The organism is Mycobacterium sp. IDUB_1 (assembly GCF_055419625.1).
Genome location: NZ_JBVAYA010000002.1, coordinates 18,899 through 38,278 on the forward strand (window position 1 = coordinate 18,899; position 19,380 = coordinate 38,278).

The following is a 19,380-nucleotide window of genomic DNA, read 5'->3' on the forward strand; positions in this document are numbered from 1 at the left end:
CTCCGGTGGAGCTGGGAGTTCTCGGCCCTCTACAGGTCCGGCAGTTCGGCCTACCGGTCCCGATTCCTGGTGCCAAACCCCGCGCCGTGCTCGCGATGCTGGGGTTGTACGGCGGCGCCGTTGTTCCGGCCGAGACACTCATGGAGCTGCTCTGGGGCCCGGACCCGCCCCGTACTGCCGCCAAAGCACTGCAGACCCACGTATCTGCGCTGCGGCGAGCATTGGGCGATGGGATCGTGCTGACGCGGGGTGAGGGGTGGGCACTCCGTTCGATCGAGGTCGACGCGCTTGTCTACGAGAGGGCTGTCCGGCGTGGGCGCGACGCCATGGCCGCCGGTGACGTCGGAGCCGCGGCTGCATCCTTCGACGAAGCACTGGCGTTGTGGCGAGGTGCACCTGAACTGCCCGAGGGGCGACGTGGCAACGCGGAGCGGGTGCGGTGGATCGAGGGGCACGCCGCGCTCGTCGAGGACCGCGCCGATGCTCAACTCGCCAGTGGCCGCGCGGCGGAGCTCATCGGTGAGCTCGAAGCCGCCATCGCCGATGCGCCATTGCGTGAGCGTCGCTGGGGCCAACTTATGCTCGCTCTCTACCGCGCCGGTCGGCAGGGGGAGGCGCTCGCGGCGTTCCAACGTGTCCGCACCCTGCTCGCTGCGGAGTTGGGCATCGAACCGGGTCCGGAACTGCGCAGGCTGGAAAACAAGATCGTCGGCCAAGACATGTCGCTCGACGTAGCTGTGGAGCAACGGTTCCCCGTCGTCACTCGCGCGATCACGTTCTGCCTGACCGACATCGAAGGTTCGACAGCAGCATGGGAAGCGGATGCCCCCGGGATGGCGGCAGCGTTGGCGCGCCACGATGAGATGGTCGAGCAGATCGTCACGTTCGCCGGGGGGCGACTGATCAAGACACGCGGGGAAGGCGATGCGACGTTCTCGGTGTTCGACCGCCCGTCGGCGGCCGCGGCGGCCGCGATCGCCTTACAGGATGCCGTCTCTTCGGAGAAATGGACACTCGCCCGGCCGATGCGAATCCGCATCGCCCTGCACACCGGTGAGGCCGAGTTCCGCGACGGCGACTATTTCGGTCGCGCAGTCAATCGTGCCGCGCGGCTCAGATCGCTGGCCGCCGGTGGCCAGACGCTGTGCTCGGGGGCCATCGCGGAACTCGTGATCGACTCCCTGGGTGACGACGTCGTGTTGACCGATCTCGGAATGCGGACACTGAAGAATCTCGCCCGGCCGGAGCACGTGTTCGAGTTGTGCCGACATGGGGTCGAAGACCCAGCCCTCGCCCCGAACGCCGTGCCGCTGGATCGGCCGGCGGTACCTACCGCCCTCGCGGGAACCGGTCCGTTCGTCGGCCGGGGCGGGGAGCTCGAACGGCTAGCGTTGGTCTGGCAGACCACGGTGGTCGAGGGGGTGCGGGCAGCGCTGATCGCCGGCGAACCCGGCGTGGGTAAGACCCGGCTGGCAGGCGAATGGTCCCGTCAGGCCCATGACATGGGCGCAGTGGTCGTGTACGGACGCTGCGACGAGGACCTCGGTGCTCCCTATCAGCCCTTCGCCGAAGCCCTGCGCGCACTGGTCACCTACCTGGGTGGCGAACGCATGCGTGCCGTACGCGGTGTCGAATCTCTGCTTCCGTTGGTTCCCGGTGTGGCCGACATGCTCCCTGGCATCACGGAAGCACCGCGCGCGGACCCGGACACCGAGCGCTACGCACTGTTCGACGCGGTCGTCGCCCTGTTGAACGTCGCCTCGGGCGATGCACCGATCGTCATGGTCCTCGACGACCTCCACTGGGCTGCCAAATCGACACTGCTGCTGCTACGACATCTGCTCCGTTTCGGTGACCACGCCCGTGTCCACATCGTCGGCACGTACCGCAACACCGATCTGGACCGCTCCCACCCGCTGGCCGCGATGCTCGCCGATCTGCATCGCGACGGGCACGCCGACAGGCTGACCCTCGATGGACTCGACGAGGGTGACGTCACCACGTACGTCGCTGAATCCGGCTACGACGACGCAGAATTGGCCCGGGCTCTGGCCTCGGTGACCGGAGGGAACCCCTTCTTCCTCATCGAGGCACTGCGTCACGTCGGCGAGAGCGGCGGCCGCTGGGATGCCGGAACGCTGCCTCAGGGGGTGCGAGAAGCCGTGAGCCGCCGGTTGTCTCGGCTACCGGAGGCGACCAACGCGGCGCTCGCCGCGGCAGCCGTGGTCGGAAGTGTCTTCGCCGTCGAACTCGTCGAGCACGTGATCGAGCGAGATCTCGTCGATGCTTTCGACGAGGCAACCCGGGCCGGCCTGCTGATCGAGGAACCGAGTGGACGCTACCGCTTCAACCACGCGTTGGTGCGGCAGTCGCTGCTCGCCGAACTTCCGTCGGTGCGACGCATGCGATTGCATCAGAGGATCGGCTCGGCGCTGGAAGCCCGCACGAGCGCCGATGACGAGATTCTGGCCGAGCTCGCCTACCACTACTACGAATGTGCCTGGGCAGGAAACGCACTCAAGGCGGTCGAGTACTGCCGGCGGGCAGCGGACCAGGCGATGGCGCGACTGGCGTACGAAGGCGCTGCAGACCTCTACGACAAGGCGCTACATGCGCTGGACGAACTCGACGATGAACCGGCCGATATGGTCGAGCAGCAGGCCGAACTCCTGATCGCGCGGTGCGAGGCACTGCTCGCCGCCGGTGACGTGGAATCAGCTGCCGGCGCGGTGGCGCAATTACGTTCCACCGCCTCGGCTTCTGATCGACTGCGGGCGTGGGGAACATGCTTCGCAAGCCAGTTGACCATGCTGACCGAGCCCGAGCGACTCGACGAGATCGAGGGAGATGTCGCGGACGCTGCCGCCGTGTTGGCCAGTTTGGGCGATGCCGCCGGTGAAGCCAAGGCGCACACCGTGCGTGCGACATGTCTGGGGCGGTTGGGCAGAGTGGGCGATTGTGAGGCAGCGTTGGACCGAGCGCTGACCGCTGCACGACGCGCGCGAGACGACCGGCGCGTCAACGCGGTTTTGGCCGGCGCGCCGTTGGCGGCCCTGTGGGGCCCGAGCCCGGTTCCACGGGCAGGCGGCCGTTGCCTCGACGTCGTGCGACTACTTCGCATCACCACCGGATCGCCCGTCGTCGAGGCGGCGTCGACCCGCTGTCAAGGAGTGCTCGACGCACTGCGCGGTCGGACCGCCGCCGCTCGGGCACTGATCGACTCGGCGCGGCGCAGTCTCGACGAATTGGGCATGCGCCACGCCGTTCTCGAAGTCGAGCAGTTCGCGGGCATCGCGGAGCTGATTGCCGGCGATGCGATTGCAGCCCAACGACATCTGCGTATGGCCTACCTCGGATTTCGTCGGATGCGGTTGGACGCGGACACGGCCGAGACGGCGGCGTTGCTCGCCCGGGCGTGTCTTGCCCTTGGGCAGGACGACGACGCCGACAGGCTCTGTGGCGAGAGTGAACGCTTGTCGGGCCATGCGCTGAAAGCATCGATCGCGTGGCGCACGGTGCGTGCGCAGCTGCTGGCTCACAGTGGTGACTCCGTGGGTGCTCGCCGAGTGGCGGAGGAGGCAGTCGCTCTCGCCGAGCGCACGGATGCGCTGGTCGACCACGGCGATGCCTGCCTGGCACTGGCGGCGGTGCTGGACGCGGCGGGCGATGCGTCGGGCGCTCGGGCCGCGGCGGAGCGGGCCGCCGATCTCTACCAGCTCAAAGGCGCTGCAGCACTGGTTGATCAGGCGCGCGCCTTCCTCGGGGAACAGCTGAGTGCAGGTTCGTCTGCCTCAGCTGTCGTGGCCGGCGACGAGCCGAGCAACGCGTGTGCGCGAGCTGGTAGGCAGATGGTCGGCGCCGTTCGACGTCGAGCGTGGCATGAAGTGGCGCAGCTCCTCGCGCCGTCGATCGATTACGAGAGTCGTCGGATGATCGTCGGCGTCCCCCGTAGTCGCCTGCCCTTCGACCGGTGGCGGCATGAAATGGAGCGATACGTCGAACTCGGATTGACCCGGTATCGACAGTCGTGCATCGCTGTTCGCGGTGACGAGTTCGCCTTGATCCGATTGTCAGCGGAGGCCGAAGATACAGATGAGGGCGCACCGGTCGATGAGTTCCTGATGCTGGCAGGCTTGGATAGTGAAGGGAGAATCGCTCGTCAGGTGTTCTTCGATTCAGGCGACCTCGATGCGGCCATGAACCAGTTGGCCGAACTCGGCGGCTCGGTGCACTCTCCGGAGAATGCGGCGATCCACTGCTACAAACAATTCAACGCGTGCATGGTCACAGGCGACCGGATCGGCCTGGCCAAAACCATGGCAGACGGTTTCGTCGCCGACGATCGCCGTCGCGTGGTCGGAGCGGGTCGTGGCGGACGTGACGCCGCGCTCGCACACGTTGGTGTCATCGCCGATCTCGGTGTGACGCACTCAGGTTCCACGGTTCTGGCCACCCGAGGGAATCGTCTGGCGCTGCTGCGCGCTCGCTTCTGGGGCCCCGACCTCCGGCCGGATGCCTTCTCCGTCGACGTACTCCACCTCGTCGAGGTCTCTGAGGCTTCTCAGTTGACGGGTTTCGTCGCGTTCGATGTCGAGGACCTCGATGCCGCGATGGCCGAACTCGACGCGAGATACTCGGCGGGTGAGGCTGCGCGGTTCACGCACGCGTGGTCCGCGGTCGCCGACGCCTACGCCGCGTTCAACCGGCGCGAGATCGCCCCGACCTCCGAGGGCTGGGTGAGCATCGACCACCGTCGAGGTGCGGGGTTCGCTCCGGGCGATATGGTGGCGTATCTGTCGGCAGCGTGGGCGGATTCACCCGACACCAGGATCTACGTCGACGCGGTGCACCGGTTGACCGACACAGGTGCCGTCGTGACGCACGCCGCGAGGGGGTTGTCGCACAACGGCTTCGAGGCGGAGTGGCGTGACGTCAACTTGCTGACGCTCGATGGCGTTCTCATCACCGGTACCGAACTGTTCGACGCGGACGACCTCGACACCGCGGTCAAGAGATTCGATCGGCTCGACCGGGATGCGCGCGAGTCCGGCGCTAAGAAAACCCACTGGGTGGAGTGCTTTCGGCAGAGCTTCCTCGCCCGGGATTGGCAATCCGTCCGGGTGATGCTGGCTGACGACTTCTTTCTCGATGACCGTCGACGAACGGTCAACGGCGGAAGCCATACAGGCCGAGATGCCGAGGTCCTCGAGCTGAAGGCTGCCGCCGACGTCGGTTTCAACGATGTGGACTGGAATGAAATCGCCACCAGGGGAGGGAATCTGGTGCTCATGCGAGTCGCGTGGTCCGGTTCAGATCGAGGGTCTGGAACGTTCCACGCTGAGTGGTTCGGCGTCGCGCAGTGGACCGCCGGAGACCAGCTCGCGCGGCTGGTGATGTTCGACGTGGACGATTTCGATGCCGCGATCGCCGAGTTGGATGCGAGATACCTGGCCGGCGAGGCTGCACCGTTCGCGCGAACGTATTCGACCATCACCAATGCGTTCACCGCACTCAATCAGCGCGAAGTCCCCGCGACGACAGACTGTTTCGTCGACGTAGATCATCGGACCGCTGCAAAGATCGGCGAGGGCGATTTGCTTGCTTACCTGGCCGTCGCTCTCCACGACACGCAGAGCAATCTGCTCTACACAGAATCCGTCCACCGACTGAACGACGTTGGCGCAGTGATCACCCATGTGGCAACGAGCTCGTCGCAGGAGGGGCTGCGTCTCGAGTGGCGAATCGTCGACATCCTGACGGTCGTCGACGGCCTCTTGGACCGTTGCGAGATGTATGACGATGATGCGCTCGACGCTGCGCTCGAGCGTTTCGACGAGCTCATCAGTCCAGCTGCGCAATTGGCGAACTCCGCAAGCCGAACCTACGACCGCTGGGTGACGGCTTTCCGTCGAGACGACTGGGACGCGATGCGCGAGTTGATGGCTGACGACGTTACGCTCGAGGATCGGCGTCGAGTGGTCAACGGTGGAGTCCAGAACGGCCCAGAGGCCGTGGTGGCCAATATGGAGGCCATGACAGCCGTCGGGGTGACGAACGTCGACTCCAGTGTCATCGCAACCCGCGGTGACCGGCTTGCGCTCGTACGACAGCGGGTCTCGGGTGACGCGCGTTCAGACGCATATGGATTCGAGGTCGCGAGCGTGGTGGAGGTAGATTCCGGCAATCTCTTTGCCAGGGGCGTCACTTTCGACTGCGAGGACTTGCATTCCGCCCTCGTCGAACTCGACGCGCGATACATGGCGGGGGAAGCCGCGCCGTATGCGCACATCTGGTGGCTCGTCACCCAGGCATACGCGGCGTTCAACCGGCATGAGTTGTCGACGACGACGCCGGACTGGATCAACATCGATCATCGACTGGGCGTCGGATCGGCACCCGGCGACATGAACTCCTATGTCAGTGCGTCGTGGAATCTCGTCCCCGACATCAGCACCCGCATCGAGGCCGTGCACCGGCTGACCGCTCGCGGCGCGGTCTTCACCCACAACGAGCGCGGTAGCTCGCAGGACGGGTTCGCCGCCGAGTGGAGGGAGGTCGCGCTCTTGATGTTCGACGGCGACGCGATCAGCCGCTGCGAGCTCTACGACGAGCGGGATCTCGCAGATGCTCTGACCCATTTCGACGAGCTGGACGCGCCAGGCGCGATGGCTGTACAGAACTTTGCGAGCCGAGCCATTGAGCGATTCGTGGAGGGCTTCTCCAGCGGTGATTGGGAAGCCATGACCGACAGAATCCACAGCGACTTCACCCTGGACGATCGCCGTCGCGTGATCGGGGCTGGTGTCCGGGAAGGGCGCGACGCCGAGCTGGAGGATCTTCGGGCTTTCACCGAAGTCGGTCTCACTGACGTGACGTTCACCGTCCTCGCCGTGAGGGGTGAGCGACTCGTACTCTCACGGACCAGCCTCGGAGAGAGGGGAGTCGCGTCGAGCCAGGCGCACACGGATACGTTCACGATCGCCGAGGTCGATGCCGCGGGACGTATGACGGCCGCAGTGATGTTCGACGTCGAGGACCTCGATGCGGCGTACGCGGAGCTCGATGCGAGATACTCCAGCCAGCCTGACCCGCCGAGTGTGGGTCCCGATCCGCCTGCCGCGGCGCGGGTGACACCGCACAGTCGCGGCTCGGCTACTTCATCTGGAAGTTCGGCGCCCGCTTCTCCTTGAATGCCAGAGGGCCCTCTTTGGCGTCCTCGGACAGGAACACCGGGATGCCGTTGGCGGTGTCGGGCTTGAAAGCCTCTTCCTCGTGCATGCCCTCGGTCTCGCGGATGGTCTTGAGGATCGCCTGCACCGCGAGCGGGCCGTTGTTGTTGATCACCTCGGCGATCTCGAGCGCCTTGTCCAGCGCGCCGCCGTCGGGCACGACATAGCCGATCAAGCCGTACGACAGAGCCTCGGCGGCGGTGATGTGGCGGCCGGTCAGCAGCAGATCGCACGCGATCGTGTACGGAATCTGGCGCACCAGGCGCACCGCGGAACCACCCATCGGGTACAGGCTCCACTTCGCCTCGGAGATGCCGAATTTGGCGCTCTCGCCGGCGATGCGGATATCGGTGCCCTGCAGGATCTCGGTGCCGCCGGCGATCGCGGGGCCTTCGACGGCCGCGATCAACGGCTTGGTCAGCCGCCGACCCTTGAGCAGACCGTCGATGCGCGACGGGTCGTAGCTGCCGTCCTTGAACGAGTCGCCCGGCGGCTTCTTCGATGCCGCTTTGAGGTCCATGCCCGCGCAGAAATAACCGCCCGCGCCGGTCAGGATGCAGGTGCGGATCTCCGGATCGGAGTCCACCCGATCCCAGGCCTCGACCATGATCTCCAGCATTTCCCCGGAGAGTGCATTGCGCGCCTGCGGCCGGTTCATCGTGACGATCAGCGTGTGTCCGCGCTGCTCAACAAGGCAGTCGGGCTGCTTCTCGGAATTCTGCGCGTCACTCACAGATCAGGCCGCCTTCCAGCGTCGTTGCCACAGACTTGTCTGAAAATGTAACACGTTCTAGTTTAGAAGCGTGGCCCTGAACATCGCCGATCTCGCCGAGCACGCCATCGACGCCGTGCCTGACCGCGTCGCCCTGATCTCGGGCGACCAGACGCTGACCTACGCCGAGCTCGAGGAGAAAGCCAACCGGCTGGCCCACTACCTGCTCGACCAAGGCGTCAAGAAGGACGACAAGGTCGGACTGTACTGCCGCAACCGCATCGAGATCGTCATCGGCATGCTCGGAATCGTCAAGGCCGGCGCGATCCTGGTGAACGTCAACTTCCGATATGTCGAGGGCGAGCTGAAGTACCTGTTCGACAACTCCGACATGGTCGCGCTCATCCACGAGCGGCGGTACTCCGACCGGGTCGCCAACGTGCTGCCCGAGACGCCCAACGTGCGGACCATCCTGGTCGTCGAGGACGGCACCGACGACGACTTCGGCCGCTACGGCGGGGTCGAGTTCTACTCGGCGCTGGAGCAGGGCTCGCCGGAGCGGGACTTCGGAACCCGCAGCGAGGACGACATCTACCTCCTCTACACCGGCGGCACGACGGGATTCCCCAAGGGCGTGATGTGGCGCCACGAGGACATCTACCGGGTTCTGTTCGGCGGCACGGACTTCGCCACCGGTGAGCCGATCGCCGACGAGTACGGCCTGGCCCAGCAGGCGGCGGCGAACCCCCCGATGGTGCGCTACCCGATCCCGCCGATGATCCACGGCGCCACGCAGTCCGCCACCTGGATGGCGTTGTTCTCGGGCCAGACGACCGTGCTGGTCCCGGAATTCGACGCCGACGCGGTGTGGCGCACCATCCACGAGCACAAGGTGAACCTGTTGTTCTTCACCGGTGACGCGATGGCTCGCCCCCTGCTCGACGCCCTGCTTGCCCATCAGGATGCAGGCAACACCTACGACCTCGACTCGCTGTTCCTGCTCGCCAGCACAGCCGCGTTGTTCTCGACCAGCCTGAAGGAGAAGTTCCTCGAGCTGCTGCCCAACCGCATCATCACCGACTCGATCGGCTCGTCGGAGACGGGTTTCGGCGGTACCAGCGTGGTGGCCAAGGGGCAGTCGCACACCGGCGGTCCGCGCGTGACGATCGACAAGAACACCAAGGTGCTCGACGAGGACGGCAACGAGATCGAGCCGGGTTCGGGCAAGCGCGGCATCATCGCCAAGTGCGGTCACATCCCGGTCGGATACTTCAAGGACGAGAAGAAGACGGCTGAGACATTCCGTACGTATCACGGTGTGCGGTACGCGATTCCGGGCGACTACGCCGAGGTGGAGGCCGACGGCACCGTGACGATGCTGGGCCGCGGCTCGGTGTCGATCAACAGCGGCGGCGAGAAGATCTACCCCGAAGAGGTGGAGGCCGCGCTCAAGGGCCATCCCGACGTGTTCGACGCGCTGGTCGTCGGCGTGCCCGATCCCCGGTTCGGACAGCACGTGGCCGCTGTCGTGCATCCCCGCGAGGGCAGCAGGCCGACGCTTGCCGATCTCGATGCATTCGTGCGCAGCGAGATCGCCGGGTACAAGGTGCCGCGCAGCCTGTGGCTGGTCGACGAGGTGAAGCGTTCGCCTGCAGGAAAACCCGACTATCGATGGGCCAAGGACGTGACCGAGGCGCGCCCGGCCGACGAGGTCCACGAAAAACATGCGGCGGTGAAATAGACATGAGAACCGAACTCTGCGATCGCTTCGGCATCGAGTACCCGATCTTCGTATTCACCCCGTCGGAGAAGGTCGCCGCGGCGGTCACAAAGGCCGGCGGCCTCGGCGTACTCGGCTGCGTGCGGTTCAACGACGCCGAGGATCTGGAGAACGTCCTGCAGTGGATGGACGCCAACACCGACGGCAAGCCCTACGGCGTCGACATCGTCATGCCCGCCAAGGTGCCGACCGAGGGAACCTCGGTCGACATCAACAAGCTCATCCCCGCCCAGCACCGCGAGTTCGTCGACAAGACGCTCGCCGATCTCGGTGTGCCGCCTCTGCCCGCCGACGAGGAACGCTCCGAAGGTGTTCTGGGGTGGCTGCATTCAGTGGCCCGCAGCCACGTCGAGGTCGCGCTCAAGCACCCGATCAAGCTGATCGCCAACGCGCTGGGCTCCCCGCCCAAGGATGTCATCGACCAGGTGCACGAGGCCGGCGTGCCGATCGCGGCGCTCGCAGGCTCCGCCAAACACGCTCTCCGGCATGCGGAGAACGGCGTCGACATCGTGGTCGCCCAGGGTCATGAGGCCGGGGGCCACACCGGGGAAATCGGGTCGATGGTGCTCTGGCCGGAGATCGTCGATGCTCTGGACGGCAAGACCCCGGTGTTGGCGGCCGGCGGCATCGGGACGGGACGGCAGGTCGCGGCGGCGTTGGCCCTTGGCGCGCAGGGAGTCTGGATGGGCTCGGCGTTCCTCACCTCGGCCGAATACGACCTCGGCGTGCGCCTCGATTCGGGCCGATCGGTGATCCAGGAAGCGATGCTGAACGCCACGTCTGCCGACACCGTGCGCCGCCGCATCTACACAGGCAAGCCGGCACGCCTGCTCAAGAGCCGCTGGACCGACGCCTGGGACGCCGACGGTGCACCAGAGCCGCTGCCGATGCCGCTGCAGAACATCCTCGTCAGCGAGGCTCATCAGCGGATGAGCGAGTCTTCTGATCCCTCGGCGGTCGCGATGCCCGTCGGCCAGATCGTCGGCCGCATGAACGAGATCCGGCCTGTCGCCGACATCATCGCCGAACTGGTCAGCGGCTTCGACGAGGCGACGAAACGCCTCGACGGCATCCGCGAGGGCTGAGCGGGCGTATAAAGCAGGAGTGAACGGCGCGCATTCCCTGCTCACCACGCTCGTCGATGCCGGCGTGGACATCTGCTTCGCCAACCCCGGGACATCCGAGATGCACTTCGTCGCCGCGCTCGACACTGTCGAGGGCATGCGGGCAGTGCTGACGCTGTTCGAGGGTGTCGCCACCGGAGCCGCCGACGGCTATGCGCGCATCGCCGGCACGCCCGCCGCGGTGCTCCTGCATCTGGGGCCGGGGCTGGGCAATGGCCTGGCCAACCTGCACAACGCGCGCCGAGCGCACACCCCGATGGTCGTGGTGGTCGGCGACCACGCCACGTACCACAAGAAGTACGACGCCCCTTTGGAATCCGACATCGACGCGGTCGCCGGAACTGTCTCGGGCTGGGTGCGCCGGACGATGCGTCCCGACGACGTCGCCGCCGACGCGGTGGCTGCTCTCGACGCTGCCCGGCGTGGCGCGGTATCGACGCTGATCCTGCCCGCCGATGTGTCGTGGAGCGACGGGGCCGCCGCTGAACGTGATGCGACCGTGACTGTCGAGCTCGAACACGGCGACACCGGCACTCTCGACGGGGCGGAGTCGGCGCTGCGGTCGGGGGGACGCACCGTGCTCCTCATCGGCGGCGACGCCACCCACGGACCGGGGCTCGCGGCCGCGGTGCGCATCGGTGAGGCCATCGGAGCGACCGTGCTGAGCGAGACGTTCCCCGCCCGGCTGCAGCGAGGCGCGGGCGTGCCGGCTGTCGAGCGGCTCGCCTACCTCGCCGAAGCCGCCGCCGAACAACTGGCTGGCGCGCGGCACCTGATCCTGGCCGGGGCGCCGTCGCCGGTGTCGTTCTTCGCCTACCCGGACAAGCCCAGCGACCTGGTACCGGACGGCTGCGCGGTGCACGTGCTGGCCTCGCACCGGGGAGCTGCAGAGGCCCTCGAACGTCTCGCCGACGCCGTGGCGCCCGGCACGACGGCGTCAACGGCGTCCGCGGCGCGCCCCCAGGTGCCCAGCGGGGAGCTCACCGCGTTCTCGGCGGCCGCTGTGATCGGCGCTCTGCTGCCCGACGACGCGATCCTGGTCGATGAGTCGAACACCGCGGGCGTGGGCATCGCCGCGGCCACCGCCGGCGCGCCCGCCCACGACGTCCTGACGCTGACCGGCGGTGCCATCGGTTACGGTCTGCCCGCGGCGATCGGCGCAGCGATCGCCGCGCCGCACCGCCCCGTCCTCGCCCTGCAAGCCGACGGTTCGGCGATGTACACGATCTCGGCGCTGTGGACGCACGCCCGCGAGAACCTCGACGTGACGACGGTGATCTTCGACAATGGCGCGTACGACATCCTGCGCATCGAGCTGCAGAGGGTCGGTGCGACCAGTGGCACCGACCCTGGCCCCAAGGCTCGCGAGCTCCTCGACTTGGGTTCGCCAGCAATCGATTTCGTACAGATCGCCGAGGGTCTCGGGGTGCCGGGCCGGCGAGTGAGTACCGCCGAGGAACTCGCCGCCGCGCTGGCCGACGCGTTCGCCGAGCCGGGCCCCCATCTGATCGACGCGCTGGTGCCGTCCCTGCTGGGTTAGCCCGACTGCGTCGATTCGCGCAGGTTCTGCTCGACCTCCTGCTGCCACAGATCGTAGGCGTGGGTGGTGTCGACCTCCTGCTCGAAGCGGTCGGTCATGTCGGGGGTGACCTCGGCGGCATCGACGTAGAACTGCTCGTACCAGCGCCGGTGCTGATACACCGGCCCGTCTTCCTCGGTCAGCAGCGGATTGTCGATGCGGGACTTGTTCTTCCAGATCTCCACGTCTTCACCGAAGCCTTCTCCGAAACTGCGATTCATCGCTCCGGCCAGCTTGACGGCCTTGTCCGCGGGCAGGCCGGGCATCGCCGCCACGGCCACACCCCACTGCAGCATGAAGGAGTCGTGGGTCACCGGATAGTGGCAGTTGATCAGCGCCACCTCGACGGTGAAACCGGGCGCGAGGTCGTTGTGCAGCCAGTTGATCATGTACGCGGGCCCGAAGTACGTGGCTTCGGACCGCAGATAGGTTCCCTCCCAAAGCTTTTCCGGGTCGGCCACGTAGTCGGGCCGGGGCTTGGACTCCATGTACTGGCTGGCGGTGTGGCCCTCGATGACGTTCTTGAAGTACGTCGGGTAGGCGTGGTGGATGTAGAAGAAGTGCGCCATGTCGACGTTGTTGTCGACGATCTCGCGGCAGTGCGATCCCTCGATCAGCACCGAACTCCACTGCCACGGCGACCAGCGGCCCTCGTCGTAACCCTCGATAGTCGGCGGAGTCAGGGCTGCATCGGGCGTCGAGCCCTCCGGGTCGTGCCACACCAGCAGCTGCCCGTTGACCTCGGTGGTGAGCCATGCGCGGGTGCGCGCCATCCGAGGTGTTCGCTTGGCGTAGGGCACCAGCGAGCATCGACCGTCGCCGCGCCAGCGCCAATCGTGGAACGGGCACGCGATGTCGTCACCCTTGACGGTGCCCTGGGCGAGGTTGCCGCCCATGTGTCTGCAGTAGCCGTCGAGGACCTTGAGGTCGCCGGCGGAATCGGCGAACACCACCAGCAGCGAGCCGAACGCATTGATGCCGTGCGGCTTTCCGTCCCGGAAGTCCTGGGCGAGGCCGAGGCAGTGCCAGCCCCGGGCGAAGCGCTTGGGCGTTGTGCCGGTGTCGATCTCGCGGATCAGCTGGTTCATGTCCTGTCTCCTGTCATGTCCCGCACGGCGAGGTGGCTGAACACCATGGACGTGCCGATGGGGTTGCCGCCGCCGGGATAGGCGGTTCCGCTGGGAGCGGCCATGGTGTTGCCCGCCGCGTACAGGCCGGGGATCACCGCGCCGGCGGTGTCGAGCACCCGGGCGGCCGCATCGGTCCGCAACCCGCCCTTGGTACCCAGATCGGAGACACCGAAGGCCGCGGCGTGAAACGGCGGCTGATCGATGGTGTGCAGCGGGGACGCGCCGCCGGAGAAGGCCCGGTCGTACGGTTCGTCGCCCCGACCGAAATCCTCGTCCACCCCGCGGCGGGCGAACTCGTTGAAGCGTCGCACCGTGGCGACGAGAGAGTCCGAGGGGACGCCGATGGCATCCGCCAGCTCCTCGAGAGTGCCGGCGCTGCGCCACAATCCGGCGTCCACGTAGCGCTGCGTCTCCACCATCGACACGTTGGGCGCCTTGACCGGCGGCGCGGCTCCCTCGCGATCGTCGTAGACCATCCAGTAGGGCAGTGTCACCGACCCGTCGGCCATCGCGTCGAGCACTGCCCGGCCCAGCCGGTCGTACGCGGCGGACTCGTTGACGAACCGCCTCCCCTGATCGTCGACGAAGATGCCGCCGGTGAACCACAGTGCGAATGCTGCTGTTCCGTCGGGATGCATCAGGCCTGGCGACCACCACGCCTGATCCATCAGGTCGACGTCGGCCCCGGCGGCCATACCGGCCAGGTGGGCCAGGCCGAGGTTCGACGGCGGCCCCATCGTGTCGCGTGATCGGCCCGGCACACCGTAGCGCTCCCGCATCGCGTCGTTGTGTTCGAATCCGCCGGCTGCCAGCAGCACTCCCCGCCGTGCGCGGATCCTGCGGCTTCCGTTGGCGTCGGTCACGATCGCGCCGACAACGGCATCGCCCTCGACGACGAGGTCGGTGAGCGCGGTGCCCAGCCGGGTCTGCGCGTGGGGGTAGCGACGCAGCGCGATCAGGAACCGGGCGATCAAAGCCCGTCCACCCACGAAGTAATCGTCGGGCTGCGGATGTCCGAGCCGGTCGGTGTCGAGGGGCCCGCGGATCAACTCGCGAAGATCAGGTGCGGCAGCGACTTTCAGTGGCTTGGCAGCGATGTGCCGCATGCCGTCGGCGCGTGCCTTCGGTGCGTGGCCAAAGTAGTCCGGCCAGGGCAGCAGCGAGAACTTCAGCTGATCGTCGGCTTCGAGGTAGGCGATCAGCGGGGCGCCACTGCGGACGTAGGTCTCGCGCAGGGTTGCCGGGGTGCGCTCGCCGACGACGGCGTTGTAGTACTCGAGCGCATCATCGATCGTGTCATCCGGTGCGTCGCCGAAACCGGCGCGCTGCAGAACGGGGTTGCACGGGAACCACATTCCGCCGCCGCCCGAGTACGCCGTGGTGCCGCCGAATTTGTCGGAGGCCTCCACGAGCAGCACGTCGAGGCCTTCGCGGGCGGCGGTGTAGGCGCCTGTGACGCCGCCTGCGCCCGACCCGGCGACGATGACGTCGATCTCAGAGTCCCAGTTCCCGTCAGACATGGCGTTCCCTTCCGTGGGCGGCGAACTCGGCATCGAGCGCGTTTCGATCGGCGACGGTCATCAGGTGATACTCCGGCAGGCCCCGTCCGGCCCAGGAGTACACCGATTCATCGGTGTGCCATCGCTGCGCCTGCAGGTCCCGCTTGAGCACCTTGTTCGACCCTGTCACCGGGAGATCAGCCGACACTCGCAGCAACCGAGGCACACCTTTGGCGCCCAGATCCTCGTGCTCGCCGAGGAACTGCGCAAAATCCTCGATGTCGAACGTCTGCGGATCGGCCACCTCCACCGCTGCCATCACCTGGTCTCCGGAGCGTGGATCAGGCACGCCGTACACCGCCGCCGCGATCACGTCTGGGTGCCGGCGTAGAACCCGTTCGATGGCCAGCGCCGAGATGTTCTCGCCGTCGACGCGAATCCAGTCACCGCGCCGACCCGCGAAGTACAGGAACCCGTCGGTGTCCACATAACCGAGGTCGCCCGACCAGTACCACCCGTTGCGGGTGCGCTCGGCCTCGGCCGCGTCGTTGCGGTAGTAACCCTCGAAGTCACGGGCGCCGCGCCGGTCGACGATCTCGCCGACCGCCTCACCGGCGTTGAGGACACGGCGCGCGTCGTCGAGTACCGCTGCCGGACAGGGCCGTAACGTCTGGGGATCGATGACGACGACGTCGGAGTGCGCAGGCCGGCCCAAGGAGCCCGGCGGCGCGGTGGGATCGGGAGCGGCGACCGCGCCGCCTTCGCTGGAGCCGTAACCCTCGAACAGCTCCGCTCCGAAGCGGCGGCGGAATTCCTTCTGATCCTCCGGTGAGGCCTCGGTGCCGAAGCCCCGCTGCAGCGAGTTCTCGGCGTCGTCGGGCAGCTCGGGGGTGGCCAGCAGGTAGGCGAGCGCCTTGCCGACGTAGGTGAAGAACGTGGCGCCGAAGAAGCGCACATCGGGCAGAAAGCCCGACGCGGAGAACGCGGGGGTGAGGCAGACCGTGGCGCCGTTGGCCAGGGCCGGCGCCCACAGCGCCATCAGCGCGTTGCCGTGGAACAACGGCATGCAGCAGTAGTCCACATCGCCACGGTGGTGGCCGAACTTCTCCGTTGCCGAGTACGCGATGCGGGCCAGCCGACCCTGCGTGCACCGCACCGCCTTCGACGTGCCGGTGGTGCCGGAGGTGAACAACAGCAGCAGGAGTGTCGTCGCGTCGACACCGGCGGCAGCCATGTGGGCAGCGCCGCGGTGTTCGTCGACGAGGTGCCGGTATCGCTCGTCATTGACGCGCCAGATCCGTTCGGCGTCGACGCCGTGATCGAGGGTGTGCAGCCGGTCCGCGCCCGCGGTGTCGGTCACGATCATCGCGCAGTCGGCATGCCGGATGTCTGCCGCCAGATCCTGCGCGCCGCGGGTCGGATTGAGGCCGACGACGGTCGCACCGGCCAACGCCGCACCACCGAGCCAGAACACGAATTCGGGCACATTGTCCAACAGCACCCCGATGTGACACGGTGTGCCGTCGGTCATTCGGGACCGCTGCGCACTCGCCAGCGCTGCGCGGGCCGCCGAACACGTCACCACCTCGTCCCAGGTCCAGGTGTGCTCTCGGGTGCGCAACCCGGGATGGGTGTCACCTGATCGTGCCAGCAGCATCGATGCGATGTCGGCGTGCCCGGTCATGGCCGGACGATCTCGAACACGGCATCGGCGCAGTCGGTACCCTCGGCCGACAGCTGCCGTTTGATCACCTTGAACGTCTCGGTGCGCGGCAAGACGGCGGCCACCCGCACGTACACCGGCCATTGTTTGGGTCCCAGATCGTCCTGGGCGCAGAGGAATTCGGTGAAGTCTTGCGGTCGGAACGCCGCAGGATCGGGCAGCACCAGCGCTGCCATCACCCGGTCACCGACGGAATCGTCGGGAATGGCGTAGACGACGGCTTCGGTCACGCCCGGGTAGCGCATCAGGATGCGTTCGATCGGGGCGGTACCGAGGTTCTCCCCGTCGACCCGCAACCAATCGCCCAATCGGCCTGCGAAATACGCGAACCCGCGGTCGTCTCGGTAGGCGAGGTCGCCGCTGTGGTAGACGCCGCCCCGCAACCGATCGGCGTCGGCCTCTGGATCGTTGTAGTAGCCGCGGAACTGACCGGGCCCTTCGGTGTTGACCAGCTCACCGATCACCCCGGGCGGGCAGTCGAGCCCGGTGTCGACGTCGACGATGGTCACCCCGCCGACGAGAGGCCCCAACGCGCCCTCAGGGGTGTCTGGGGTGCGCGCGATCGAGACGCCGCCCTCGCTCGAGCCGAACCCGTCGACGACCTCGACGGCGAATCGCTGCGCGAAGCGGCTCAGATCCCGCGGCGCACCTTCGTTGCCGTAGGCCACTCGCAACGGGTTGTCCGCGTCGTCGCTGCGTTCGGGTGTGGCGAGGATGTAGGACAGCGGCTTGCCGACGTAGTTGGCGTAGGTCGCGCCGACTCGGCGGACATCGGGAAGGAACTGTGAGGCGGAGAACTTGCGCCGCAACGCGATCGAGGCTCCGCCGGCAACGGCGGGCGCCCAGCCGGCCATGATCGCGTTGGAGTGGAACAGCGGCATCGACAGATAGCAGGTGTCGGACGGGCCCAGACCGAATCGCTGGGCGAGCATCAGTCCTGGGAGGGCGACCTTTTCGTGTGTGCAGCGCACCGCCTTCGGATCCCCGCTGGTACCCGAGGTGAAGATCAGCATGAACAGGTCGTCGGGGGCGGCGTCGCGGAACCGGACATCGGCTCCGGCGTGTCTGTCCAGTTCGGCAGTGAAGGAACAGGATTCGACGTCGATCGACGCAATACCCGGCACGGCACTGTCGCGGTCGGCCAGTACCAGCTGGCAGTCGGCGTGGTCGACGTCGCGCTGCAGCGCCGCCCCGCGTCGGGTCGGGTTCAACCCGACGGGGACGATGCCCGACATCGCCGCGGCGACGAGCATCCGCGAGAAGAACGGTGTGTTCCCCGCGAGGACTCCGATGTGCGGTGGTCGATCCGGGTCCAGGCGCGCGCGCAGGGCAGCAGCCAGGGCCGCGGCATCGCGAAGGTGATCACGCCAGGAGACGAACGAGACCTGCCCGGAACCATCGATGCCGTGCACGCCGCCGTCCTGGACGTCGGCCAACGGCGCGAGCAGGGCGGCGACGGTGGATGCGACGGGGGCGCCCACCGCGTCTCAGGCCGGCGTGTCGGCCAGTTCGCGGCCGATACGCAGTAACTGTCCGGTCGCGCCGCCGATCGCGAATTCGGTCTGCTTGGCGGCCAGGAAATAGCGGTGGATCGGGTGATCAGTGTCGATCCCGACACCGCCGTGGACGTGAACGGCGGTGTGGGCCACCCGATGCCCCGCCTCGGCGGCCCAGAACGCCGCACTGGCCACGTCGATGTCGGCGGGCAGATCTTCCGACACCCGCCATGCGGCCTGGGTGACGGTGAGCCGCAGCCCCTTGATGTCGATGTAGCCGTCGGCCAACCGGGCCGAGACCGCCTGGAAGCTGCCGATGGGTCGGTCGAACTGCTCGCGTTCCCGGGCGTAGGCGGCGGTCATCTCCAGCGCACGTTCCACGACGCCGAGCTGGTAGGCGCTGCGGCCGAGACCGCCGCGGTTGACGAGCCAGTCCACGACCTCAGGTCCGCCGACGCGGCGATCCGCAGGCACCGTGACCTCGTGCAGATCGAGCGCTCCGACACTGCCGTGTCCCGTGGTGTCCAGTGCGGTGACGGTCAACCCGCTGTCACTCGCGGCGACCAGGAAAACGCCGATGCCGGAATCGGTTTCGGCCGGCACCAGGAAGGCGTCGGCCTTCGGGCCGAAGGGCACCAGCGTTCGGGCTCCGGTGAGCGTGACGGTGGAACCGTCGGCGCGCGCCCGGACCGGACCCTCACCCATCTCGCCGTCGAGCGCGATCGTGAGGATCTTCGCGCCGCGCACGGCCGGCGCCGCCCACTCCTGAGCGACGGCGTCGGAACCGAATCTGGTCAGGGCGCCCGCGCCCAGCACAACGGACTCCAGGTACGGCACGGCCGCGAGCTGGCGTCCGAGCGCTACGAGTACCGCCACCTCCTCGAGCACGCCGAAACCGCCGCCGCCCACCGCCTCCGGTGCAGTGGTCGACAGGATGTCGGCGTCGATCAGTTTGCGCCACAGGGCATCGTCGAACCGACCGCCCTGCTGCGGCCCCAACCCGTCCAGCTCGCGCTGATGCTGGGGCGTGCACACCGACTCGGTGATCGTGCGAACCAGGCCGCCGAGATCGTCGCTGGCCTCAGTCGTCGAGAAATCCATGTCGAAG

The 19,380-nt window shown here is 67.4% G+C and carries 10 protein-coding genes; 4 read left to right on the forward strand and 6 right to left on the reverse strand.

The genetic code is table 11. The features are described from left to right. Nucleotides 1-5 precede the first annotated feature (5 nt). Nucleotides 6-7,190, forward strand: a complete 7,185-nt coding sequence (locus ACZYYX_RS12885; protein ID WP_463815782.1) for a BTAD domain-containing putative transcriptional regulator — start codon at nucleotides 6-8, stop codon at nucleotides 7,188-7,190. Here ACZYYX_RS12885 and ACZYYX_RS12890 read toward each other — a convergent pair. Beyond that, complete coding sequence (locus ACZYYX_RS12890; protein WP_463814916.1) at nucleotides 7,153-7,962, reverse strand: crotonase/enoyl-CoA hydratase family protein; 810 nt, start codon at nucleotides 7,960-7,962, stop codon at nucleotides 7,153-7,155. The two genes, ACZYYX_RS12885 and ACZYYX_RS12890, sit on opposite strands and share 38 nt — an antisense overlap. Nucleotides 7,963-8,032: 70 nt before the next feature. Here ACZYYX_RS12890 and ACZYYX_RS12895 point away from each other — a divergent pair, with 70 nt between their 5' ends. From ACZYYX_RS12895 to ACZYYX_RS12905, 3 genes are read left to right on the forward strand one after another with little or no spacing between them, the layout of a single operon-like run. Next, nucleotides 8,033-9,682 carry an acyl-CoA synthetase gene (locus ACZYYX_RS12895; RefSeq protein WP_463814917.1) on the forward strand — a complete coding sequence of 550 codons (1,650 nt, stop codon included), beginning with the start codon at nucleotides 8,033-8,035 and terminating at the stop codon, nucleotides 9,680-9,682. A gap of 2 nt (nucleotides 9,683-9,684) precedes the next feature. Next, nucleotides 9,685-10,806 (forward strand): NAD(P)H-dependent flavin oxidoreductase, encoded by a 1,122-nt coding sequence (locus ACZYYX_RS12900; RefSeq protein ID WP_463814918.1) that lies wholly within the window; start codon nucleotides 9,685-9,687, stop codon nucleotides 10,804-10,806. Nucleotides 10,807-10,825: 19 nt separating this feature from the next. Further along, nucleotides 10,826-12,385: an acetolactate synthase large subunit gene (locus ACZYYX_RS12905; protein WP_463814919.1), complete on the forward strand. Its 1,560-nt coding sequence runs from the start codon at nucleotides 10,826-10,828 to the stop codon at nucleotides 12,383-12,385. On the opposite strand, the gene ACZYYX_RS12910 is transcribed toward ACZYYX_RS12905, so the two are convergent. The 5 genes from ACZYYX_RS12910 to ACZYYX_RS12930 are packed head-to-tail and all read right to left on the reverse strand — an operon-like array spanning nucleotide 12,382 to nucleotide 19,373. Continuing rightward, the gene (locus ACZYYX_RS12910) at nucleotides 12,382-13,512 is read right to left on the reverse strand and encodes a Rieske 2Fe-2S domain-containing protein (RefSeq protein WP_463814920.1); all 1,131 of its coding nucleotides are present in this window, start codon (nucleotides 13,510-13,512) and stop codon (nucleotides 12,382-12,384) included. The two genes, ACZYYX_RS12905 and ACZYYX_RS12910, sit on opposite strands and share 4 nt — an antisense overlap. Beyond that, nucleotides 13,509-15,074, reverse strand: coding sequence for an FAD-binding protein (locus ACZYYX_RS12915; RefSeq protein WP_463814921.1), 1,566 nt, complete (start codon nucleotides 15,072-15,074; stop codon nucleotides 13,509-13,511). Before ACZYYX_RS12915 ends, ACZYYX_RS12910 begins: the two co-directional genes overlap by 4 nt. Next, nucleotides 15,067-16,737: a steroid-22-oyl-CoA synthetase gene (casI, locus tag ACZYYX_RS12920; RefSeq protein ID WP_463814923.1), complete on the reverse strand. Its 1,671-nt coding sequence runs from the start codon at nucleotides 16,735-16,737 to the stop codon at nucleotides 15,067-15,069. Before casI ends, ACZYYX_RS12915 begins: the two co-directional genes overlap by 8 nt. Further along, nucleotides 16,734-18,257 (reverse strand): long-chain-fatty-acid--CoA ligase FadD17, encoded by a 1,524-nt coding sequence (fadD17, locus tag ACZYYX_RS12925; RefSeq protein ID WP_463814924.1) that lies wholly within the window; start codon nucleotides 18,255-18,257, stop codon nucleotides 16,734-16,736. Before fadD17 ends, casI begins: the two co-directional genes overlap by 4 nt. Before the next feature lie 6 nt (nucleotides 18,258-18,263). Next, nucleotides 18,264-19,373, reverse strand: coding sequence for an acyl-CoA dehydrogenase family protein (locus tag ACZYYX_RS12930; RefSeq protein ID WP_463814925.1), 1,110 nt, complete (start codon nucleotides 19,371-19,373; stop codon nucleotides 18,264-18,266). Nucleotides 19,374-19,380: the final 7 nt, after the last annotated feature.